This is a genomic window from Streptomyces zagrosensis (genome assembly GCF_014203645.1).
Lineage (GTDB): Bacteria > Actinomycetota > Actinomycetes > Streptomycetales > Streptomycetaceae > Streptomyces > Streptomyces zagrosensis.
The window spans coordinates 1-18,718 of the sequence record NZ_JACHJL010000028.1 but is presented as its reverse complement, the minus strand read 5'-3'; the positions used below and the strand labels follow the sequence as shown (position 1 = coordinate 18,718).

The window sequence follows — 18,718 nt, the reverse complement described above, 5'->3', positions numbered from 1 at the left end:
GTTGGGATATTCCCGCCGTCTCGGCAGGGTCGGCCGTACCGGCCTCGTCGGCCGGTTCGGGGGAGACCGTGGGTGCCACGGCCGGGCCTTTCCGCCACCTGGTAGCGCCCGCGGGATCACCACGGAGCGCCGAGAGCTGTCCTCTCGCGCATGACCGTGGTAGATGCCGGACCGGCCGCCGTGCGGTCGCGCCAGCTCTGCATCAGGCAGAGATGGTCGATAGTTGGTCGGTTACTGCCTCTTTGTATTCATGTTACCGGCAGATTTTTGCGTCTCGTTACGCTCTTTCCGCGTCTCGTTACGGTCGTGATCAAGCTCATCGCGGGGCTCGTGGTCCTTCCCGCTGCGTCCCGTCCGGTCGCGTCCCGTACCCGCGCGCCGAGTGGCGCCGTGTTCGCAGCTGCGCGAGCCGGCGGTGGCGGAGGCGGCGTCGCCGGCCTGGTGCCCACGGTCCGCGCCAGCGCCGTCGCCCGTCTGCGCACCCTTACCGCCCGTTCGCCCGGTACCCCCCGCGTCGGACCCCCCACGCGTTCGGCCGCCGACGTGCGCGCCCGCCACCAGGCCCCCGCGGGTGCTCGCGCGCGCCACCTTGCGCCCGCGCTGCCAGGGCCACGGCAGCCAGCTTGCCGGTGAGGCGGATCGGCGCGGTGGCTTCGGGCGCCGGGTGGACTCATCGCTCGTGCCGAGCCAGTCCGCCAGCTTGCCACCCTGGCTGACCGCACGCAGCCGCCGCTCGGCCGCGTCGCGTACCGGATCGGTGGCTACCACCAGTAGCTCATCGCCGTACCGCAGCACGGTCGTCGGCGACGGTACGAAGCTCGTGCCGTCCCGTACGACCAAGGTCACCGCCGCACCGGCGGGCAGCCGCAGCTCCCCGACCTCGACGCCGTGCATGAGCGAGGTTTTCGGGATCACCAGCGACAACAGATGTCCGCGCAGCCGCTCCAGCGGTGCCGACTCCACGCCGAGGTCGGAGGCCAGCTCCGAGTCGCCGAGCCGTAGCCACTTGGCAAGCCACGGCAGCGTTGGCCCCTGCACCAGGGTGTAGACGATCACCAATACGAAGACGATGTTGAAGATTCGTTGGCTCTCCGGCACCGCGGCCACCATCGGGATGGTGGCCAGCACAATGGGCACCGCGCCGCGTAGCCCCGCCCACGACAGCAGCGCCTTCTCCTGCCACGCGGTACGGAAGGGTGCCGTGCTCACCAGCACCGAGAGCGGCCGTGCCACCGCAGTCAGAACGAGGCCCACCACTAGCGCCGGCACGATGTCATCGCCCAGTTCGTGCGGCGTCACCAGTAGCCCGAGCAGGACGAACATGCCGATTTGGGCCATCCATCCCAGCCCTTCGGCGAACCCTCGGGTCGCTGGCCAGTGCGGCAGCCGTGCGTTGCCCATCACCAGTGAGGCCAGGTAGACGGCGAGGAAGCCGGAGCCGTGGGCCAGGGCGCCGCCCGCGTAGGCGACGACGGCGATCGCCAGCACGGCGATCGGGTACAGACCGGACGCGGGCAGTGCCACGTGCCGTAGGCCGTACGCGCCGAGCCAGCCGATCGCCAGCCCGATGGCCGCGCCGATGGCCAGCTCAAGGGCGATTTCGCCGACCAGTATGTACCAGTGCTCGATCGGCCCGGTTGCCGAGAAGGCAACGACCAAGATCACCACCGGGGCGTCGTTGAAGCCTGACTCGGCCTCTAGTGCGCCCGTCAGCTTTGAGGGCAGCGGCACCCTGCGCAACACCGAAAAGACGGCCGCCGCATCGGTCGAGGAGACGACGGCCCCTATGATCAGGGCCTGTTTCCAGTCAAGACCTACCAGGTAGTGCGCCGCGGTCGCGGTGACGCCTACGCTCACCGCGACGCCGACCGTAGAGAGCGTGGCGGCCAGCGGCAGTGCGGGTTTGATCTCTCGCCACTTGGTGCTGAGGCCGCCCTCGGCGAGGATGACCACGAGCGCCGCGTAGCCGATGACCTGGGTCAATTCGGCGTCGTCAAACACGACGCCGACCAGGCCGTCCTGACCCATGGCGACGCCGATGCCGAGGTAGATGAGCAGGCTTGGCAGCCCGCTGCGGGAGGAGAGTCGCACTGCGCCTACCGCGACCAGCAGGACCAGCGCGCACATCAACAGGAGTTCGTTCAGGTGATGGACAGTCAGGGGCCGACCCTTTCGCGAGGATTTCGACCGAAACGTTTAACCTCGGCCGACCAGAACTTCATTGCCTTACCTAATATTTTACGGGTTCTTGACGCCCGCGATCGACAGCGGGGCGTTTTCGGGCGTCTGTCCGCGATCGTTCCCGCTGGTCGTCGGCGCCTGGTTCGGTTGATCGTTCGGCCGGTCGCCCGCCCGACCGCCGGCCACTGACTCCGCGTAAAGAAGCCGTCTGTGCTCCGGATACGGTTGCTCCAGCACTCCAGGCCCACCCTGCCCCTCGAAGGACAGCGATGCCCTCCCGCGAAGAATCGACCGCCCCTTCCGGTAAGAAGAAGAGGAAGGGGCGACGCGCCCGTCTGATCGTCATCGCAGTCGTGCTGGTGCTCGTCGCGGGTGTCGGATATGGCGTGTTTTGGAGCATCAGTACCGTGCGCGCCTCGTTCCCCGAGACCACCGGATCGATCCAGCTCAAGGACATGTCGGCCCCGGTCCAGGTCAAGCGCGACGGCAGCGGCGTCCCGCAGCTGTACGCGGACACCTCGGAGGACCTCTTCCGCGCCCAGGGCTTTGTGCAAGCCCAGGACCGGTTTTGGGAGATGGATGTCCGGCGGCACCTGACGGCCGGCCGGCTCTCCGAGATGTTCGGCTCAGACCAGGTGGAGACCGATGCGTTCTTGCGTACTCTCGGCTGGCGCGAGATCGCGCAGCGCGAGTACGACACCAAGCTGTCGGGCGAGACGAAGAAGTACCTCAAGGCGTACTCCGATGGCGTCAACGCCTACCTCGAAGACCATGACGGTGCTGAGCTGTCCGTCGAGTACGCGGCGCTGAGCTTCAAGAATGAGTACAAGCCGCAGAAGTGGACCCCGATCGACTCGGTCGCTTGGCTCAAGGCCATGGCCTGGGACCTGCGCGGCAACATGCAGGACGAGATCGACCGCTCGCTCGCCTCCAGCCGGCTCAGCGCCGAGCAGATCGAGGACCTGTACCCGTCGTACCCGTACGACAGGAACCGGCCGATCGTGGACCGGGGCGCGGTGAACCCGCTGACCAAGGAGTTCGACCCCAAGGGCGAGGAGCAGTCGGACGGGACCGGTGTGCAAGGCGCCACGAGCCCCGGCGTCGGGGACGGGCTCCAAACGCAGCTCTCGTCGCTGTCCAAGACGCTGGATGAGATCCCGGCGCTGCTTGGCCCCAGCGGCAATGGCATCGGCTCCAACTCGTGGGTGGTCTCCGGTGCGCACACCACCACCGGCAAGCCGCTGTTGGCCAACGACCCGCACCTCGCGCCGCAAATGCCCTCGCTCTGGTACCAGATGGGCCTGCACTGCAACCAGGTCAGCGCGAAGTGTCCGTACGACGTGGCCGGCTACACGTTCTCCGGCATGCCGGGCGTGGTCATCGGCCATAACCAGGACATCGCCTGGGGCATGACCAATCTGGGCGCCGACGTCTCCGATCTGTACCTGGAGAAGGTCACCACCGACAGCTATCTGTACGACGGCAAGCAGCGCCCCTTCACCACCCGCAAGGAGACCATCAAGGTCGCCGGGGGCAAGGCGAGGCACATCACGGTGCGCTCCACCAAGCACGGGCCGATCGTCTCCGACCGTGATGACGAGTTGGAGAAGATCGGCGAGAAAGCGCCGGTCGGTGATGCCGCCCCGGACCGCGGCGATGGCTACGCCGTCTCGCTGCAATGGACCGCGCTGAAGCCGTCCAAGACGATGGACGCGGTCTTCCAGCTCAACCGGGCGAGCGACTTCACCGAGTTCCGCGCCGCCGCCGCCAACTTCGCGGTGCCCTCGCAAAACCTCATCTACGCCGACACTAAGGGCAACATCGGCTACCAGGCGCCCGGCCAGATCCCCCTTCGCGGCAAGGACAAAAACGGCAAGCCCATCGACGGCCGCTACCCGGCGCCCGGCTGGGACTCCGCGTACGACTGGACCAAGTACATCCCGCAAAAGGCGCTGCCGTACGAGTACAACCCCAAGCGCGGCTACATCGTGACCGCCAACCAGGCCGTCATCGACCGGGAGAAGTATCCGTACCTGCTGACCGACGACTGGGGTTACGGGGCGCGCAGCCAGCGCATCACCGAGCTCATCGAGTCGAAGGTCAAGGACGGCGGCAAGATCTCCACCGATGACATGCAGACCATGCAGATGGACAACAGCAGCGAGATCGCCAAACTGCTGACCCCGTACCTCCTCAAGATCAACATCAAGGACGACTATGTCCGCGATGCGCAGAAGCTGCTGGAGGGCTGGGACTACACGCAGGACGCCGATTCGGCGTCCGCCGCGTACTTCAACGCCGTGTGGCGCAACACGCTCAAGCTCGCCTTCGGCAACAAGCTGCCCAAGGAGTTGCGCGTCAAGGACCAGTGCCTACGGGTGCGGCCGGTCAACGACACGGGGCCGGTCGAGGATTTGGACGACGACAGCGACCTGATCACCGAGTGCGGCGAACGCGACAAGGACGTGGCTCAGCCGGACGGCGGTGACCGTTGGTTCGAGGTCGTACGCAAGCTCCTCAAGGACCCGAAGAACGACTGGTGGCACACGAACGGCAACCAGACCACCCGCGGCATCGACACCCGCGACCAACTGCTGGCCCGGGCGCTGAAGGATGCGCGGTACGAGCTGACGTCCAAGCTGGGCAAGGACATTGACACCTGGAGCTGGGGTCGGCTGCACCAGCTCACCATCAAGAACCAGACCCTCGGTACCAAGGGTCCCGGCTTCGTCCAGTGGCTGCTCAACCGCGGCCCGTGGAACCTGAGCGGCGGCGAGGCGGCGGTCAACGCCACCGGTTGGAACGCGGCAGGCGGCTACGAGGTGGTGTGGGTGCCGTCCATGCGGATGGTGGTCAACCTCGACAACCTCGACAAGTCCCGCTGGATCAACCTCACCGGGGCGTCGGGCCACGCCTACCACGAGCACTACGACGACCAGACCAAGAAGTGGGTCAAGGGCGAACTGCTCGACTGGCCGTTCAGCAAGCAGGCCGTGAGCGAGGCGACGGATGACGAACTCGCACTGACGCCGTAGCACCGGCTCGGGCGGGGTAGGGGCTAGCCCGGCGGGGCGGGTAGGACAAGCCCGGCAGGGCGGGGCGAGCAACCTTGGCCCGGGCCCGGGCTCTCGCGGGGTCGGACTCGCAGGTCAGGCCCGTGGCCCGCACGTTAAGGCCGCGCTGCCGAGCAGCCCACAAGCTCCTACGTCGCGAGCGCCGGGCCACCTGGGACGCACCCAGTTGGCCCGGAGCTCGCGTTCAGGTGCGGCCCGGCGTTACAGCTCCGGAGGGTGGAACCTGCGCACCCCCTGTGGGGTCACCACCGCATGCACCTCCCGATCGTGCGGGTCGCGTGGCACCCGCTGCACCACCTCGTGCGCGTACAACAGCACCACCAGCGACGGTGTCGCGCCCGCGATCTCCAGCCGGGCCAGCACCCGGTCGTAGCTGCCGCCGCCGCGCCCGAGCCGCACCCCGCGCCCGTCCACGGCCAGCCCGGGCAGCAACACGGTGTTGGCCGAGAGCACGGCCTCGGGCCCAAGCCGTGGCCCCTGCGGTTCCAGCAGGCTGATCTTTCCGGGGTGCGCGATGCGCGCGAGCCGGTCGGCGCCGGCGTACACCGCCCAGTCCAGGTCGTTGTCCGGCAACAGCACCGGAAGTAACACCCGTACGCCCCGCGCACGCAAGGCATCAAGGAGCGCGCGAGTGCCCGGTTCGCTCCCCACCGAGACATATGCCGCGACGGTACGCGCCGCACTCAACTCGGGCAGTTCTAGCGCATGCCGCGCGAAATCCCCCTGTGTCGCCTCGACGTCATCCGCCGTCAACTCGGATCTCACCGCCAAGAGATCTCTTCGCAACACCCGCTTACTACCGTCAGTGTTAATCATCGTACGTACAAACCCCTCGTTTTGTGCTGTCGTTGTGACGCCTCGGGTCATATTCCGCGTACCACCATGATCTGCTCAAACGCACAGGTAGGGTGCTGGTCATGACCCCATCGCGCACTCGGATCAGCAAGGCTGTCATCCCCGCCGCCGGCCTCGGGACCCGCTTCCTCCCGGCCACCAAGGCCACGCCCAAGGAGATGCTGCCGGTCGTCGATAAGCCCGCGATTCAGTACGTGGTTGAAGAGGCTGTCAGCGCCGGGCTCTCCGACGTCCTCATGGTCACCGGCCGCAACAAGCGCCCCCTGGAAGACCACTTCGACCGTAACTACGAACTCGAAGAGGCCCTGCGCCGCAAGAAGGACGAATCCCGACTCGCCCGCGTACAAGAGTCCAGCGACCTGGCGACCATGCACTACGTCCGCCAAGGCGACCCGAGGGGCCTTGGCCACGCGGTGCTGTGCGCCGCGCCGCACGTGGGTGACCAGCCGTTCGCCGTGCTACTCGGTGACGACCTGATCGACCCCAGGGACCCGCTGCTCTCCCGCATGATCCAAACCCAGGAACTGCACGGCGGCAGCGTCGTCGCCCTCATGGAGGTGGACCCCGCCCAAATCCACCTCTATGGCTGCGCCGCCGTCAAAGGCACCGACGCGGACGACGTCGTGCGGGTCACCGACCTGGTCGAGAAGCCGGATGCGGCCGACGCGCCCAGCAACTACGCCATCATCGGCCGCTATGTGCTCGACCCCGCCGTCTTCGAGGTGCTGAGCAAGACCGAGCCGGGCCGCGGCGGCGAGATCCAACTCACCGACGCCCTCCAGACGCTCGCCGGGGACGAAACGGTTGGCGGCCCCGTACACGGCGTGGTCTTCCAGGGCCGCCGCTACGACACCGGGGACCGAGGCGACTACCTACGCGCCATTGTCAGACTGGCGTGCGAACGTGAGGATCTGGGTCCGGACTTCCGTGCCTGGCTTCACCATTACGTCACCGAGGAGATGTAGCCCGTTGAGCAGCACCGCCGAACCGGCCACCAGCAGACCCGAGCGCACCTGGTTGGTGTCCGAGCACCTCGATGACGTCCTGGGCCGCATCCGCCCGCTGGACCCGATCGAGTTGCGGCTCCTCGACGCGCAGGGCTGCATCCTGGTGGAGGACGTGACCGTTCCCGTCGCCCTGCCGCCCTTCGACAACAGCTCCATGGACGGCTACGCCGTGCGGGTCGCCGATGTGGCGGGCGCGAGCGAGGAGTTCCCGGCAGTGCTCACCGTCATCGGCGACATCGCGGCGGGCAGCGGTCAACTGCCCAGAGTCGGCCCTGGCCAAGCAGCCCGCATCATGACCGGCGCACCGCTCCCGCCGGGCGCCGAGACGATCGTGCCCGTCGAATGGACCGACGGCGGTACGGGCGGCGGACCGGCCAGCGGCATGCACGCGCACAGCACGGCCCCCGAAGGCGCGAGCGGCGAGGTCCGAGTGCACCGGCCGGCCGCTGTCCGCGCGCACGTACGGGCCAAAGGCAGCGACGTCGGAGCGGGTGAACTCGCCCTGCACGCCGGCACGGTACTCGGCCCCCCGCAAATCAGCCTGCTGGCCGCCATCGGCCGCGGCACGGTCCGCGTCCGCCCGCGCCCGCGCGTGGTCGTGATGTCCACCGGCAGCGAACTGATCCCGCCAGGACAGCCCCTGGGCCCGGGCCAGATCCACGACTCCAACAGCTTCACCCTCGCCGCCGCCGCCCAGGACGCCGGGGCCATCGCCTACCGCGTCGGCGCGGTCACCGACGACGCCGCCACGCTGCGCGCCACCATCGAGGATCAGCTCATCCGCGCCGACCTCCTGGTCACCAGCGGCGGCGTCAGCGTCGGCGCCTACGACGTGGTCAAGGAGGCGCTGACCAGCATGGGCGGCGACACCGACAGCGTGGAGTTCCGCAAGCTCGCGATGCAGCCGGGCAAGCCGCAGGGCTTCGGCTTCGTCGGCGACAGCGACGGCGGCCGTGATCGGGCCCCGCTGCTCGCCCTGCCGGGCAACCCGGTCAGCGCCTACGTCTCCTTCGAACTGTTCGTACGGCCCGTCATCCGCACCATGATGGGCATCGAGCCGGTACACCGCAGGGTGATCAGCGCCGTCTGCCCGGAGGGTGTGGAGTCATCGCTGCCCGGCCGCCGCCAGTTCCTGCGGGGCCGTTACGACGCGGACGCGGGCTCGGTCACTCCGGTCGGCGGCGCCGGCTCCCACCTGGTCAGGGCCCTCGCGCACGCCAACGCGCTGATCGTGCTCCCGGAGGAGACCACGGAGTTGGAGCCGGGCGGCATGGTCGATGTGGTCCTGCTGGACTGAGCCGCCCGAGCCGGCGGGGGAGCGGTACCGGTAGCAAGCGCTCGTCGGGGCACGCGCCCGCCCGATGGGCCCCGATCGGGCCAGCCGCGGGCCGACCGGGCGCCCGGGACAGCGCTCAGGGTGGTTGCCGCGCTGATCCGCAGGAGTGGCCGGTACGGTGTCTGCCCTAGGACCGACCGGGAGAACCATGAGCAGCGCCCAGGACCATCTCACTCACATCGACGACGCGGGCGCGGCACGCATGGTCGATGTCTCGGCGAAGGACAGCACCGCGCGTACTGCCGCAGCCAGCGGCCGGGTGCTCGTCTCGCCGCGCGTGATCGAACTCCTACGAGGTGAGGGCATGCCCAAGGGCGACGCCCTGGCCACCGCCAGAATCGCCGGCATCATGGGCGCCAAGCGCACCCCGGACCTCATCCCGCTCTGTCATCCGCTGGCCGTATCCGGGGTAAAGGTGGACCTGTCGGTCGCCGACGACGCGGTGGAAATCCGCGCCACCGTCAAGACGACCGATCGTACGGGCGTGGAGATGGAAGCCCTGACGGCCGTCACCGTCGCCGCGCTCACCGTCATCGACATGGTCAAGGCCGTGGACAAGAGCGCGGTCATCACGGATGTACGCGTTGAGGAGAAGACCGGCGGAAAGTCCGGTAACTGGAGCCGCACCTCATGACCACACACCCACCCACCGCCGCGCCGAGCGAACCCCGCTACCGGGCCCTGGTGGTGACCGCGTCGAACCGCGCCGCCGCAGGCATCTACCCCGACCAGGGCGGACCGCTCCTCGCCGGCGGGCTGAGCGCGCTGGGCTTCGCGGTGGACGGACCGCGCGTGGTGCCGGACGGCGACCCGGTGGCGGCGGCGCTGCGGGAGGCCGTGGCCGCCTCGTACGACGTGGTCGTCAGCACCGGTGGCACCGGTATCTCGCCCACCGACCGCACCCCCGAGATGACGCGCGCCGTCCTGGACTACGAGATCCCGGGCATCCCGGAGGCGATCCGTGCCGAGGGCCTGGCGAAGGTACCAACGGCGGCGCTGTCGCGCGGGCTCGCCGGGGTCGCTGGCCGCACCCTGATCATCAACCTGCCCGGCTCGTCAGGCGGCGTCCGCGACGGGCTCGCGGTGCTCGGCCGACTGCTGGTGCACGCCGTGGACCAGCTGCGAGGCGGCGACCACCCTCCCGCAGACCCCGGCCCCGCAGACCCCGGCCCCGCAGACCCCGGCCCCGCAGGGACCGCCGCTCCTGTCGGCCGGCCCGGGAGCGGGCGCTGAACACCTGCTGGCCGGTGGCACTGGTGGACGGTCCCACGACCCTCCGCCCGATAAGGCTGCGCGACCAGCGCGCCTGGCGCGACGTCAATCGCACCAACCGCGAGTGGCTGCGCCCTTGGGAGGCGACGATTCCGCCACCTCCGCCGGGCGGGCCCATGGCGCAGCGGCCCACTTACCGGCAGATGGTCCGTCATCTACGCGCCGAGGCGCACGCGGGGCGGATGCTGCCCTTCGTCGTGGACTACCAGGGGCGGCTGTCCGGGCAATTGACGGTCGCCGGGATCACCTGGGGCTCGATGTGCTCGGGCCATATCGGCTACTGGGTGGACAAGGCGGTGGCCGGCCGCGGGGTGATGCCGACCGCCGTGGCCCTCGCCGTCGACCATTGCTTCCGGTCGGTCGGGCTCCATCGGGTCGAGGTGTGCATCCGCCCGGAGAACGGCCCCAGCCGTCGAGTGGTGGAGAAACTGGGGTTTCGCGAGGAAGGGCTGCGGCCCCGCTACCTACACATCGACGGTGCCTGGCGGGACCATCTGGTCTACGCACTGACGGCGGAAGAGGTGCCGGAAGGGCTGCTGAGCCGGTGGCATCGGATGAGCCCGGGGACATCTCCCCTATGAGCTAAGTGTTCGATACTGACCGCGGCTGGCTGGGGATGACCGCAGCTGACTGCGGCTGACGATGGTTGATTGCAGATTGACCACATTTGCAGGCCGCTCGTCGCACCAGTCACAAAAAAACTTGAGATATGAGCCAGATCGTGCGACACACCGCACCAATTGGCGGATCGGTTCGCTCCGGTCCCTCTACCGTGTCACCGTGAGCAGCAGTGGCCTCATTTACGCAGTCATCGTCGGGGCCTGGGCCGCCTACCTGGTGCCGATGTGGCTCCGCAGGCAGGACGAACTCAACGACGCCCGCCCTACGGAGCGCTTCAGTACCGCGATCCGATTGCTGTCCGGCCGGGCGGCGATGGAGCGGCGTTACGCCAAGGGGCTCGACGCCGGGGAACTGCCCGAGCCGGGCACCGACGATGCAGCTGAACCGGACCGTCGAGCCGTTGGCGACGACGCGAGCACGGACGTGCCCGAACGCGGCGCGGCCGGAGCGGACGACGAGACCGATGTGGTGGACGTCCGGGCCTTCGCCCAACCCGCCACCATGACGGTCACCGTGCCCGACGCGCTGACCGCTGGCCCGTCCGAGGCCGTCGCGGAGCGGGCCGGCGCAGCCGCGCCCAGCTCGGCGACGGGCAGTCCAGGCGCCTCCGCCTCCGCCTCCGCTGCCGGGGCCGTGGACGCGGAGGGCTCGTCGGGGGAGCGTGCCTGGGAGCGGACGCGGCGCTCGCAGGCGCTTGCGCGCCGCCGGCGCACCACGGTGCTCCTCTTTTTCGCCTTCACCATCGGCTCCATCGTCGCCGCCGTTGGCGGCGTCGCCTTCCTCTGGGCGCCGGTGGGGCCCGCGGCGCTGCTGAGCGCGTATATCGTCTACCTCCGGGTCCAAGAGCGCCGCCGCTTCGCCTTCACTATGGATCAGCGCCGCGCGGAACTGGCGGCCCAGCGGCTACGCGAACACCGCCGCCGCGCGGCCCCGGGCCAGGACCGGCCCGCCTCGCCGCACCCGCAGTCCACAGACGCCCCCCAGCCACCGCACCCAGGCCCCGACCGCTCGCCCCCGCCTTACGGCACACCGGCCTCTGCTACGCCCGACCGTTCGACGTCGGACCGTCCAGGCCCGGACCGCCGTGGGGCCGCACGCCCAGGCGCTGATCGCACAGACCCACACCGCGCAGGCGCCGACCGCAGTGGGCCCGACCGCACGGGACCCGATCGCAGTGGGCCGGACCGCAGTGGGCCGGACCGTGGAGGTGCCGACCGCGCCGGGCCCGACCGTCCGGGGCCCGCCAAGAACGCGGGTCCCACGCGCCGCCCCTTCGCGGCCGGCGCGGGCAACGCCGCCCCGGTGCCGCGACACCTGCCGAACGGGGCCGACCAACCCCGGCACCCAGCCAATGGCGTGGGGGCTCCGCGGCAGTCCCCGAGCGGTACGGAGCACAGCAGGCGCCGGGCAACTGCGGCGGGCATGCCCCGGCAGCCCGGAAGCGGCAGTGACCAGCCTCGCACTCCGGCGACGGGTGACGGGCGCGGCAGACACCAGGCGTACGAGGGCGACGAGGCCGCGAGACAGCGGGCGCAGGGTAGCGACCAAGCTCGGCAGGCGTACGGGGACCATGCCCGGCGCCCGGCGCCCGGCGCAGGCGCGGCCCGTAACACTGCCGCCCCCACTGGCCCTGGCGGGGCCCGACCCATCGCCAACGGCCCCGGCGGGCCCCGTCCCGTGGCCAGCGACCGGGCAGCCGAGACAGCCCCTTCCACTCCACCCGGCCCCCCCGGCCCTCCCGCCGAGGCCGCCCGCTCCGCCCACGCGGCCGACCGCCGGGCCCTGGTCGAGCAGACCGACCACGCGGAGTGGGTGGACGAACGGGACCGTGCACGAGGCGGCGCGACGGGCGAGAGCTGGGACCCGGTTCCGGTGCCGCTGCCCACCTACGTCACCGCGCCGGTGGCACCCCGAGCAGCCGGCGACGTGGACCTGGGCGCCCCAGACGCGTGGAGCTCTGCCCGCTCCAGCGCGGTCGAACCCGCCGCGGGCCAGGCACCACCGGCCGACCCGACCGCCACCATCGACCCGCCCGACCTCGCCGCCCACCCGGCCGCCCCACCCCGCCCCACCGCGCGCGACCGGGGCCGCACCCCATTGTTCGACCAGTTCGCCGACGACCCCCGCCCCCGAGCCGCCAACGAGTGACCCCCGCCACCCACCGCCGATCACCGTCACTGACCAGCAGGGAACGAATTTCCAAGCACCCCGACGAGGATGCTAGAGTTTCTTTCGTTGCAAGGGCCTGTGGCGCAGACTGGTAGCGCACCTCGTTCGCATCGAGGGGGTCAGGGGTTCAAATCCCCTCAGGTCCACGCAGACGACAGACGGCGTGTGCTCGCGGAAGACGCGAGCCGCGTCGTCTGTGTTGTTTTTGCCCGGACTTCGCGTTGTTTTGCCCGGACTTCGCCCGGGCGGGCGGCGGCTACGTAATCCGCGCTCCCTTCTTGCTCCTGAGATAGCTCGGGAATAGCTCACGAGATCCCGTTCGGCCGCATGGACCGGGCGGGATTTCGGCGTTTCCAGGAGCTGTTCGAGGTGGTGTCCCACCGAATGAGGTGGGCGCCAGAGGCGGCTGTGCGGCGAGTGGGAGCCTGAGTTTGGGTGTGGTGGGGTCAACGCCCTGTCGTCGATTGGCTGGAGGATTTCATGCCACTGTCCGTCTCATCCGTGCGACTGGCCGCCCACGGTCTCATACTGCGTGAGTGGGAGAACGCGGATTTGCCAGCCATGGTCGAGCTGTTCGACGAGCCTGATGTCGCTGACCGCACTCCGCTGCCCTCGCCCTTCGACATAGGGGCGGCACGTGAGTATCTGGAGATGATTCACCGTACCCGCGCCGAGGGGCGCCGACTACACCTCGCCATCACGACCGACGGCCACAACCCCCTCGGCGAAGTGCTGCTCAGTCTGTCCAGCGGTGCCATGGGCTATGGCGTTGGTTGCGCTCACCGTGGCCAACGCCTGGCCGTGCGTGCCGCGCAGCTCCTGACCGACTACGCCCATCAGGTCTTGGAATTGCCCCGCGTTGTGCTGGAAATCGAGGCTGACAATGCCCCCAGCGTCGCTGTCGCACGGCGCTTGAATTTCCGCCTCACCAACGACGAGCCGCAACGAATCGAGGGGAAGGGCCGGTCCTTGGTCCTGCAGACCTGGGCCCATGACGTCCCAGTACGCCCTGACCACTGACACCGTGCTCGCGCCACGCAGCACTCATTCGGCTGCCGTGCGGGTGGTGTGCCTGCTCAATCACGGTGGGGCCCAGCTGCCCGTACGCGGCGAAGCCCGTGCTCAGCGTGGGGCGCGCACGCCCCTGCCCGGGAGCGGGGGCGTGCGCCAGGGCAGGGGGGCGAGTCGGGATAGTGCTCTGCGCTCGGGTGTGGTCGGCGGGGCGGTTACCGGGTGGTGTCGGGGCCTATCGTCGGCAGGTAGCGCGGGGCGCGCCACGCGTCCAGCCGGTGTTCCACCGCAGCACCCAGGGACAGCAGCTTGGCGTCTTGGTGGTCGCCTGCCATCAGGAGTAGGCCGATGGGCAGTTCGTTGACGGTCCCGGCAGGCACCGACAGCGAGGGGTATCCGGCCACGGCCGCGGGGGTGGAGGACGGAATGACGTCGTTATCGCCTCGCGCGCAGTTGGTCGTCCAGGCGGGCGGGTTGGTCGGTGCCGCGATGGCGTCCAGTCGGTGCTTGGTCATGGTCTCGTCTATGGAGCGCCGCGAGAGGTCTTTCAGTTCGGCGCGCATGGCCTGGTATTTCGGGTCGGTGGTGGGAAGTGCGACGAGGGCCTGCTCGAACAACTCCTGGCCGGCGAAACAGGTCTGCTCTGCCGGGTGGGTGCGGTTGAACTCGATCAGTTCGGCGAGGTTCTGCGGCCCCTTGCGGGTGCCGAGATAGGCGTTGATGTCCCGGTGGAACTCGCTGAGCAGCGCCGGGAATTCGAGTTCGGACACGCGCTCCTGATAGGGCGGCGTCACCTCGACGACCTCTGCTCCCGCGGTACGCAGCTTCTCCGCCGTACGGGACATTACGGCGTCCACATCCGTTCCGAGCGAGGGCAGCCGCCACAGGCCGATCCGCTTGCCGCGTAGATTGCCGGGGCGCGTCGCGTCGTTCGTCAGGCTGCTGTGGTCGCCGGGGCGCGTGGTCTTGTTCTTGCTGAGCACCGCTAGCGTGAGCGCGGTGTCGATCACGTTGCGTGCCATGGGGCCCGCGGTGTCCTGCTCGGCGGAGATCGGTGCCACGCCGGACGGGCTGACCAGTCCGAGGCTGGGCTTGTGGCCGACCACCCCGTTCATTCCGGCGGGGCACACGATGGAGCCGTCCGTCTCGGTGCCGATCGCCACCTGTGACAACGAAGCGGCGAGCGCGGCGCCAGAACCGGCGGACGACCCGCACGGATTGCGGTCCAGGACGAAGGGGTTGTTGGTCTGACCACCCACCGCCGACCAACCCGACGTGGGCTTGGTGGAGCGGAAGTTCGCCCACTCGGACAGGTTGGTCTTGCCGAGGATCACCGCACCGGCGTTCCGCAACGTGGTCACCAGGGGGGCGTCGGTGGCCGGTGGGCTGCCGGCCAGCGCCAGAGATCCGACCGTCGTCGGCATGTCACGGGTGTTGATGTTGTCCTTCAGGAGGACGGGTATGCCGTCGAGCGGGCCGAGGGTGTCACCGCGCCGGTGCCTGGCGTCGCTGGCTGCGGCCTGGCGTAGCGCCGTGGGGTCGGTGCGTAGCACAGCATTGATCTTGGGATCGACGGCCTTGATACGCCCCAGATAGGCGTTGGTCAGCGCCGACGAGGTGAGCGAACCGTGTGCCATGCGCCGCTGCAACTGCGGGATCGTGACCGTGTCCAGATCGACTCCCAGCCCCGAAGACGCCCCGGCCGGCGGTGGCGAACCGTCGGCACGGGATTCGGCGGCTTCCGCCTGCGGGTCGGGTACGCCGGTCACAAGGGACCCCACGACCAGGGCGGCGATCAGCGTGGCAATGCTCCTCTTACTCATGAGGGTCAGCGCACTACATGCCGGTGGTATGGCGCAAGGGTGCCGCGATGTCTGACTGTGGGTGCGGCTGGAGGCGGACGGACTGACGGTCCTGTGCTGAGGGCATGTGTCGGAGGCATGTGCCAGCTGCGCGTGTCGGCGTATGGCCCGGGGGCGTGCGGCGGGTCGCACTACCCAAAGCCTGCGCGCTCTCTCTACGGTGGCACGGTGGCCGCGGTGAGAGCGACGAGGCGCGCGCCGGACGGAGGGGGAGCGGTGGAGGCTGAGTTGACGGCGCTGGCGGCGTCGGGGGCAACGGCGCTGGTCGGACTCATGGTGTCCGAGACCTGGACGCAGGCGCGCGATCGGGTGGCCCGGTTCTTCGCGCGGGGCGGCGACGAGAACTCGGTCGATGACGAACTCCGCCTGTCTCAGATGGAATTGTTGGTAGCCCGCGCTGCCGATGACGAGCTCACCGCTGCGGACATCGAGGCAGGCTGGCGCATGCGGGTGCGACGCGCCCTGCAGGCGGACCCGGCCGCTGCCGATGAACTACGGTTGCTGCTCGCGGAGTTGGGAGCAGACGAGGATGGCGACCCCGCCGGGACCGTACACAACAGCATCACCGGGGGCGTACAACACGGGCCGGTGATCCAGGGGCGCGACTTCTCCGGTCTCACCTTCGATGGGATGCGCAGCCTCCCGACCACTGGCAATGCGGACCGAACGGCGGTGCAGCCCCATGAGTGAGGGCGCCGACGACTACCAGGACACTCCGGACGACGGGCCCGGCGAGCCGCAATCGGCCGCGGGGAGCGACGGCCCAGACCCGGCCGCGGGGAGCGACGGCCCAAGCCCTGCCGTCCGAGGCGACGGCCGAGGCCCCTGCGCCAGGGATGAGCGGCCAGGTCCGTCTGCCGCGGACGGTCGGCTGAGTCCGCGCGTCGGGGGTGACGGTGCGCCGGCGGCCATGGTGAACGAGCTGTCCGGCACGGTGTACGGGCCCAGCGTGCAGGCCCATCGGGTGCACGGTGACATCACCTTCAATGTGCAGGCGGCGCCCCCCTGTGCGTGCGGCGAAAGCGCCAGGCCCGACCAGATTCCGCCCCAGACCGTCCCGCACATCAATCGGTTAACGGAACTCGCCGAGTTGGACGATGGTTTGCGTGCGGTCGTGCGCGAGGCATCGGGTGTCAGCGTGGGGTGTCGCGTGCTGTCCGGGGTGCCTGGCGTGGGCAAGACCAGCCTGGCCTGCACCTGGTCGGACGCGGTACGCGAGCAGTTTCCGGACGGGCGGATCTTCATCGACTACGCGGCACTGCGCGGCCCAGGCAGCGGGAGCGTACCGGGTGGGACGGGCGGCGCGGGTGGCCAGGCCGGCAGTGATGTCTCGGAGGCCGTGGCCCAGTGCCTGCGGGCCCTTGGCGTCTGTCCCTCCTACATCCCGGCGTCCCTTGCCGAGCGCACCAACCTCCTACGCACCCGATCCGTAGACCGGCGCCTTTTGATCGTGCTCGACGACGTACACCAGCCCGCTCAGGTCAGAGCCCTGCTGCCCAAGGGGCTCGGGAGCATGGTGTTGGTGACCAGCACCGGCCGACTGCGTGAACTAGCCTTGCTGGGGGCGCAGTTCCTACCCGTGGAGCCGCTGGATCGGGCCACCAGCATGCAGGTGCTGGCCGCCCGCTGCGGCGCGCAGGCGGTGGCGGCTGAGCCCGAGGCCGCGGGGCGGCTCGTCGAGTTCTGCGCCGGTCTACCGAAGGCGCTCCACTTGGCGGCGGCCCGGCTGCTGACCAACCGGCGGCTCACGATGCAGGCACTGGCCGATGAGCTCGCCGACGAGGCCCGGCGCCTGTCGGGCCTGTCTTTGGGAAGGGAGCACTCGATGTCCGCTGTGCTGGAGCTCAGTTATCGCGACTTGCCGGCCGATGCGGCGCGGCTTTATCGCACGCTGGGCTGGCTTCCTGGCCGTACGTTCGACGTGGGCATCGCCGCCGTCGCCGCCGATATGGACATGGCCGTCGCCTCGTCGCTGCTGGACAGGTTGGTGGAGGCGAGCCTGCTTGATGAGACCGTGGACGACCGCTTCCGCTTCCACGACCTGGTACGGCTGCACGCGCGGGAGCGGGCCGCGGCCGAGGAGCCGGATTCGGGCGAACGGACCGTGCTTGAGCGGGTGGTCATGCACTACCTGGCCCTCACCGCGTTCGCAGACCGGGCCATACGGGAGGACCGGCTGCGGGTCGCCGAGCTGACCGACCTCCTGGACGGTGCGCCCAACCCCTTTGCGGCAGACGGCGGTCCGGAACCGCTCGGTTGGCTCGACGCCGAGCGTGCCAACATCTTGGCCGTTCTCCGAGAAGCGTCCCGATGGGGGTTGCACCAGCAGGTGTGGCAGCTCGCGGAGGGCTTTACGGTGCTGTTTTTGCACCACAGGTACGTGGGGGACTGGCAGGAGTCCCTGGAGTTGGGCGCGACCGCGGCGGCCGAGGTGATGGTGCCCGCGGCGGAGGCGCGGCTGCGTAGCCTGCTGTCCCGTCCACTGATGGATCGCGGCGAGTTCGAGCGGGCGCGTGCGGAGTTGGAGAAGGCGGTGGCGTGCGCTGAGGTGGCGGCGCACACCGTGCTGAGCGCGTCCGTGCAGGAGTTCTACGGGCGTTACTGGGACCGATTCGACGCCCCCCGCGCCATGGCGGCCTACCGGCGGTCGGTGGAACTCAACGTCGAGGCGGCGGAGTGGCGCGGCGTCGCCATCGCCACGTACTTCCTGGGCTGCGCGCAGGACGCCGCAGGGGAGCACGGCAAGGCGCTGGAGAGCCTGCGCAGGGCACACGAGGATCTGCTGGGCCGCAACGACCGGCGGATGGCGGCTCGGGCGCTGGCTTCGATGGGTGCCGTGCATGAGCGGTTGGGCGACACACAGGCGGCACTGCGCACGCTGAGCGCGGCGGCCCAGGCCCTGCGTGCGGAGCAGGCGCACCACTACGAGGCGCAGACCCGGGTACGGCTCGCCGACCTGACCGAGCGGACGGGTGGCACTCAGGCGGCCGTACGAGAGCAGTTGGCCCGCGCGTACGCGATCTACGAGGCGGGCGGCAGCCCCGACGCGGAGCGGCTGCGGGAGCGCTTGGATCAACTGGACCGACTGGACCAACTTGACCAGCCAGACCAGCCAGACCAGCCAGGCCAGCCAGGCCAGCCAGACCAGCGCGGTGACGGCTAACGGCTGGTTGCGCGGAGCGGGCCGCATCCGGCGTCCTGGCCCGTACGCGCCGAGGGGGCGCGCTGCGCGCGGTAAGAAGCCGTTGCTCTATCGATCATGACGAACGCCGGTTCGGGTGTGGCGGCTCGGTCGGGTGATGTTCTGGTGAGCCGGGCATGAAAGCAGGG

12 protein-coding genes, 1 tRNA gene and 2 pseudogenes are annotated in these 18,718 nt (G+C 69.7%); 12 read left to right on the top strand and 3 right to left on the bottom strand.

Annotation, left to right across the window (positions count from 1 at the left end; all coding sequences use genetic code 11):
- Positions 1-231 precede the first annotated feature (231 nt).
- Positions 232-2,127: a potassium/proton antiporter gene (locus FHS42_RS32990; RefSeq protein WP_312867145.1), complete on the bottom strand. Its 1,896-nt coding sequence runs from the start codon at positions 2,125-2,127 to the stop codon at positions 232-234.
- A 323-nt stretch (positions 2,128-2,450) separates the two neighbouring features.
- On the opposite strand from FHS42_RS32990, the gene FHS42_RS32985 reads away from it, so the two are divergent.
- Positions 2,451-5,216, top strand: a complete 2,766-nt coding sequence (locus FHS42_RS32985) for a penicillin acylase family protein (RefSeq protein ID WP_184579447.1) — start codon at positions 2,451-2,453, stop codon at positions 5,214-5,216.
- 240 nt (positions 5,217-5,456) lie between these two features.
- Here the strand turns inward: FHS42_RS32985 and FHS42_RS32980 are convergent, their stop codons facing one another.
- Positions 5,457-6,071, bottom strand: coding sequence for a 5-formyltetrahydrofolate cyclo-ligase (locus FHS42_RS32980; protein ID WP_184579445.1), 615 nt, complete (start codon positions 6,069-6,071; stop codon positions 5,457-5,459).
- A gap of 101 nt (positions 6,072-6,172) precedes the next feature.
- Between FHS42_RS32980 and galU the strand changes: the two genes are divergently transcribed.
- From galU to FHS42_RS32935, 9 genes and pseudogenes are all read left to right on the top strand, one after another.
- Positions 6,173-7,075: a UTP--glucose-1-phosphate uridylyltransferase GalU gene (gene galU, locus FHS42_RS32975; RefSeq protein WP_184579443.1), complete on the top strand. Its 903-nt coding sequence runs from the start codon at positions 6,173-6,175 to the stop codon at positions 7,073-7,075.
- Between the two features lie 4 nt (positions 7,076-7,079).
- Positions 7,080-8,414 (top strand): molybdotransferase-like divisome protein Glp, encoded by a 1,335-nt coding sequence (gene glp, locus FHS42_RS32970; RefSeq protein WP_184579441.1) that lies wholly within the window; start codon positions 7,080-7,082, stop codon positions 8,412-8,414.
- 187 nt (positions 8,415-8,601) lie between these two features.
- Positions 8,602-9,087 carry a cyclic pyranopterin monophosphate synthase MoaC gene (gene moaC / locus FHS42_RS32965; RefSeq protein WP_184579439.1) on the top strand — a complete coding sequence of 162 codons (486 nt, stop codon included), beginning with the start codon at positions 8,602-8,604 and terminating at the stop codon, positions 9,085-9,087.
- Entirely contained in the window at positions 9,084-9,686 is a 603-nt protein-coding gene (locus FHS42_RS32960) for a MogA/MoaB family molybdenum cofactor biosynthesis protein (protein ID WP_184579437.1), read from the top strand. The genes moaC and FHS42_RS32960 overlap by 4 nt, the downstream gene beginning before the upstream one ends.
- Positions 9,683-10,306 carry a GNAT family N-acetyltransferase gene (locus FHS42_RS32955; RefSeq protein WP_184579529.1) on the top strand — a complete coding sequence of 208 codons (624 nt, stop codon included), beginning with the start codon at positions 9,683-9,685 and terminating at the stop codon, positions 10,304-10,306. The genes FHS42_RS32960 and FHS42_RS32955 overlap by 4 nt, the downstream gene beginning before the upstream one ends.
- Positions 10,307-10,505: 199 nt before the next feature.
- Positions 10,506-11,348: pseudogene (gene sepX / locus FHS42_RS37850) on the top strand (divisome protein SepX/GlpR); the annotation flags it as partial.
- 669 nt (positions 11,349-12,017) lie between these two features.
- Positions 12,018-12,494, top strand: a pseudogene (locus FHS42_RS32945) (hypothetical protein); the annotation flags it as partial.
- 93 nt (positions 12,495-12,587) lie between these two features.
- Positions 12,588-12,661: transfer RNA gene (locus FHS42_RS32940), tRNA-Ala, on the top strand.
- Between the two features lie 334 nt (positions 12,662-12,995).
- Complete coding sequence (locus FHS42_RS32935; protein WP_184579435.1) at positions 12,996-13,535, top strand: GNAT family N-acetyltransferase; 540 nt, start codon at positions 12,996-12,998, stop codon at positions 13,533-13,535.
- Positions 13,536-13,741: 206 nt separating this feature from the next.
- Here the strand turns inward: FHS42_RS32935 and FHS42_RS32930 are convergent, their stop codons facing one another.
- On the bottom strand, positions 13,742-15,349 hold the full coding sequence (locus FHS42_RS32930; protein ID WP_184579434.1) for an amidase family protein: 1,608 nt from the start codon (positions 15,347-15,349) through the stop codon (positions 13,742-13,744).
- 255 nt (positions 15,350-15,604) lie between these two features.
- On the opposite strand from FHS42_RS32930, the gene FHS42_RS32925 reads away from it, so the two are divergent.
- Together FHS42_RS32925 and FHS42_RS32920 are read left to right on the top strand one after the other, a co-directional pair.
- Entirely contained in the window at positions 15,605-16,078 is a 474-nt protein-coding gene (locus FHS42_RS32925) for a hypothetical protein (RefSeq protein ID WP_184579432.1), read from the top strand.
- A complete protein-coding gene (locus FHS42_RS32920) occupies positions 16,071-18,551 on the top strand; it encodes a tetratricopeptide repeat protein (RefSeq protein WP_246495769.1) in 2,481 nt (826 codons plus the stop codon). Before FHS42_RS32925 ends, FHS42_RS32920 begins: the two co-directional genes overlap by 8 nt.
- The last annotated feature ends 167 nt before the right edge of the window (positions 18,552-18,718 follow it).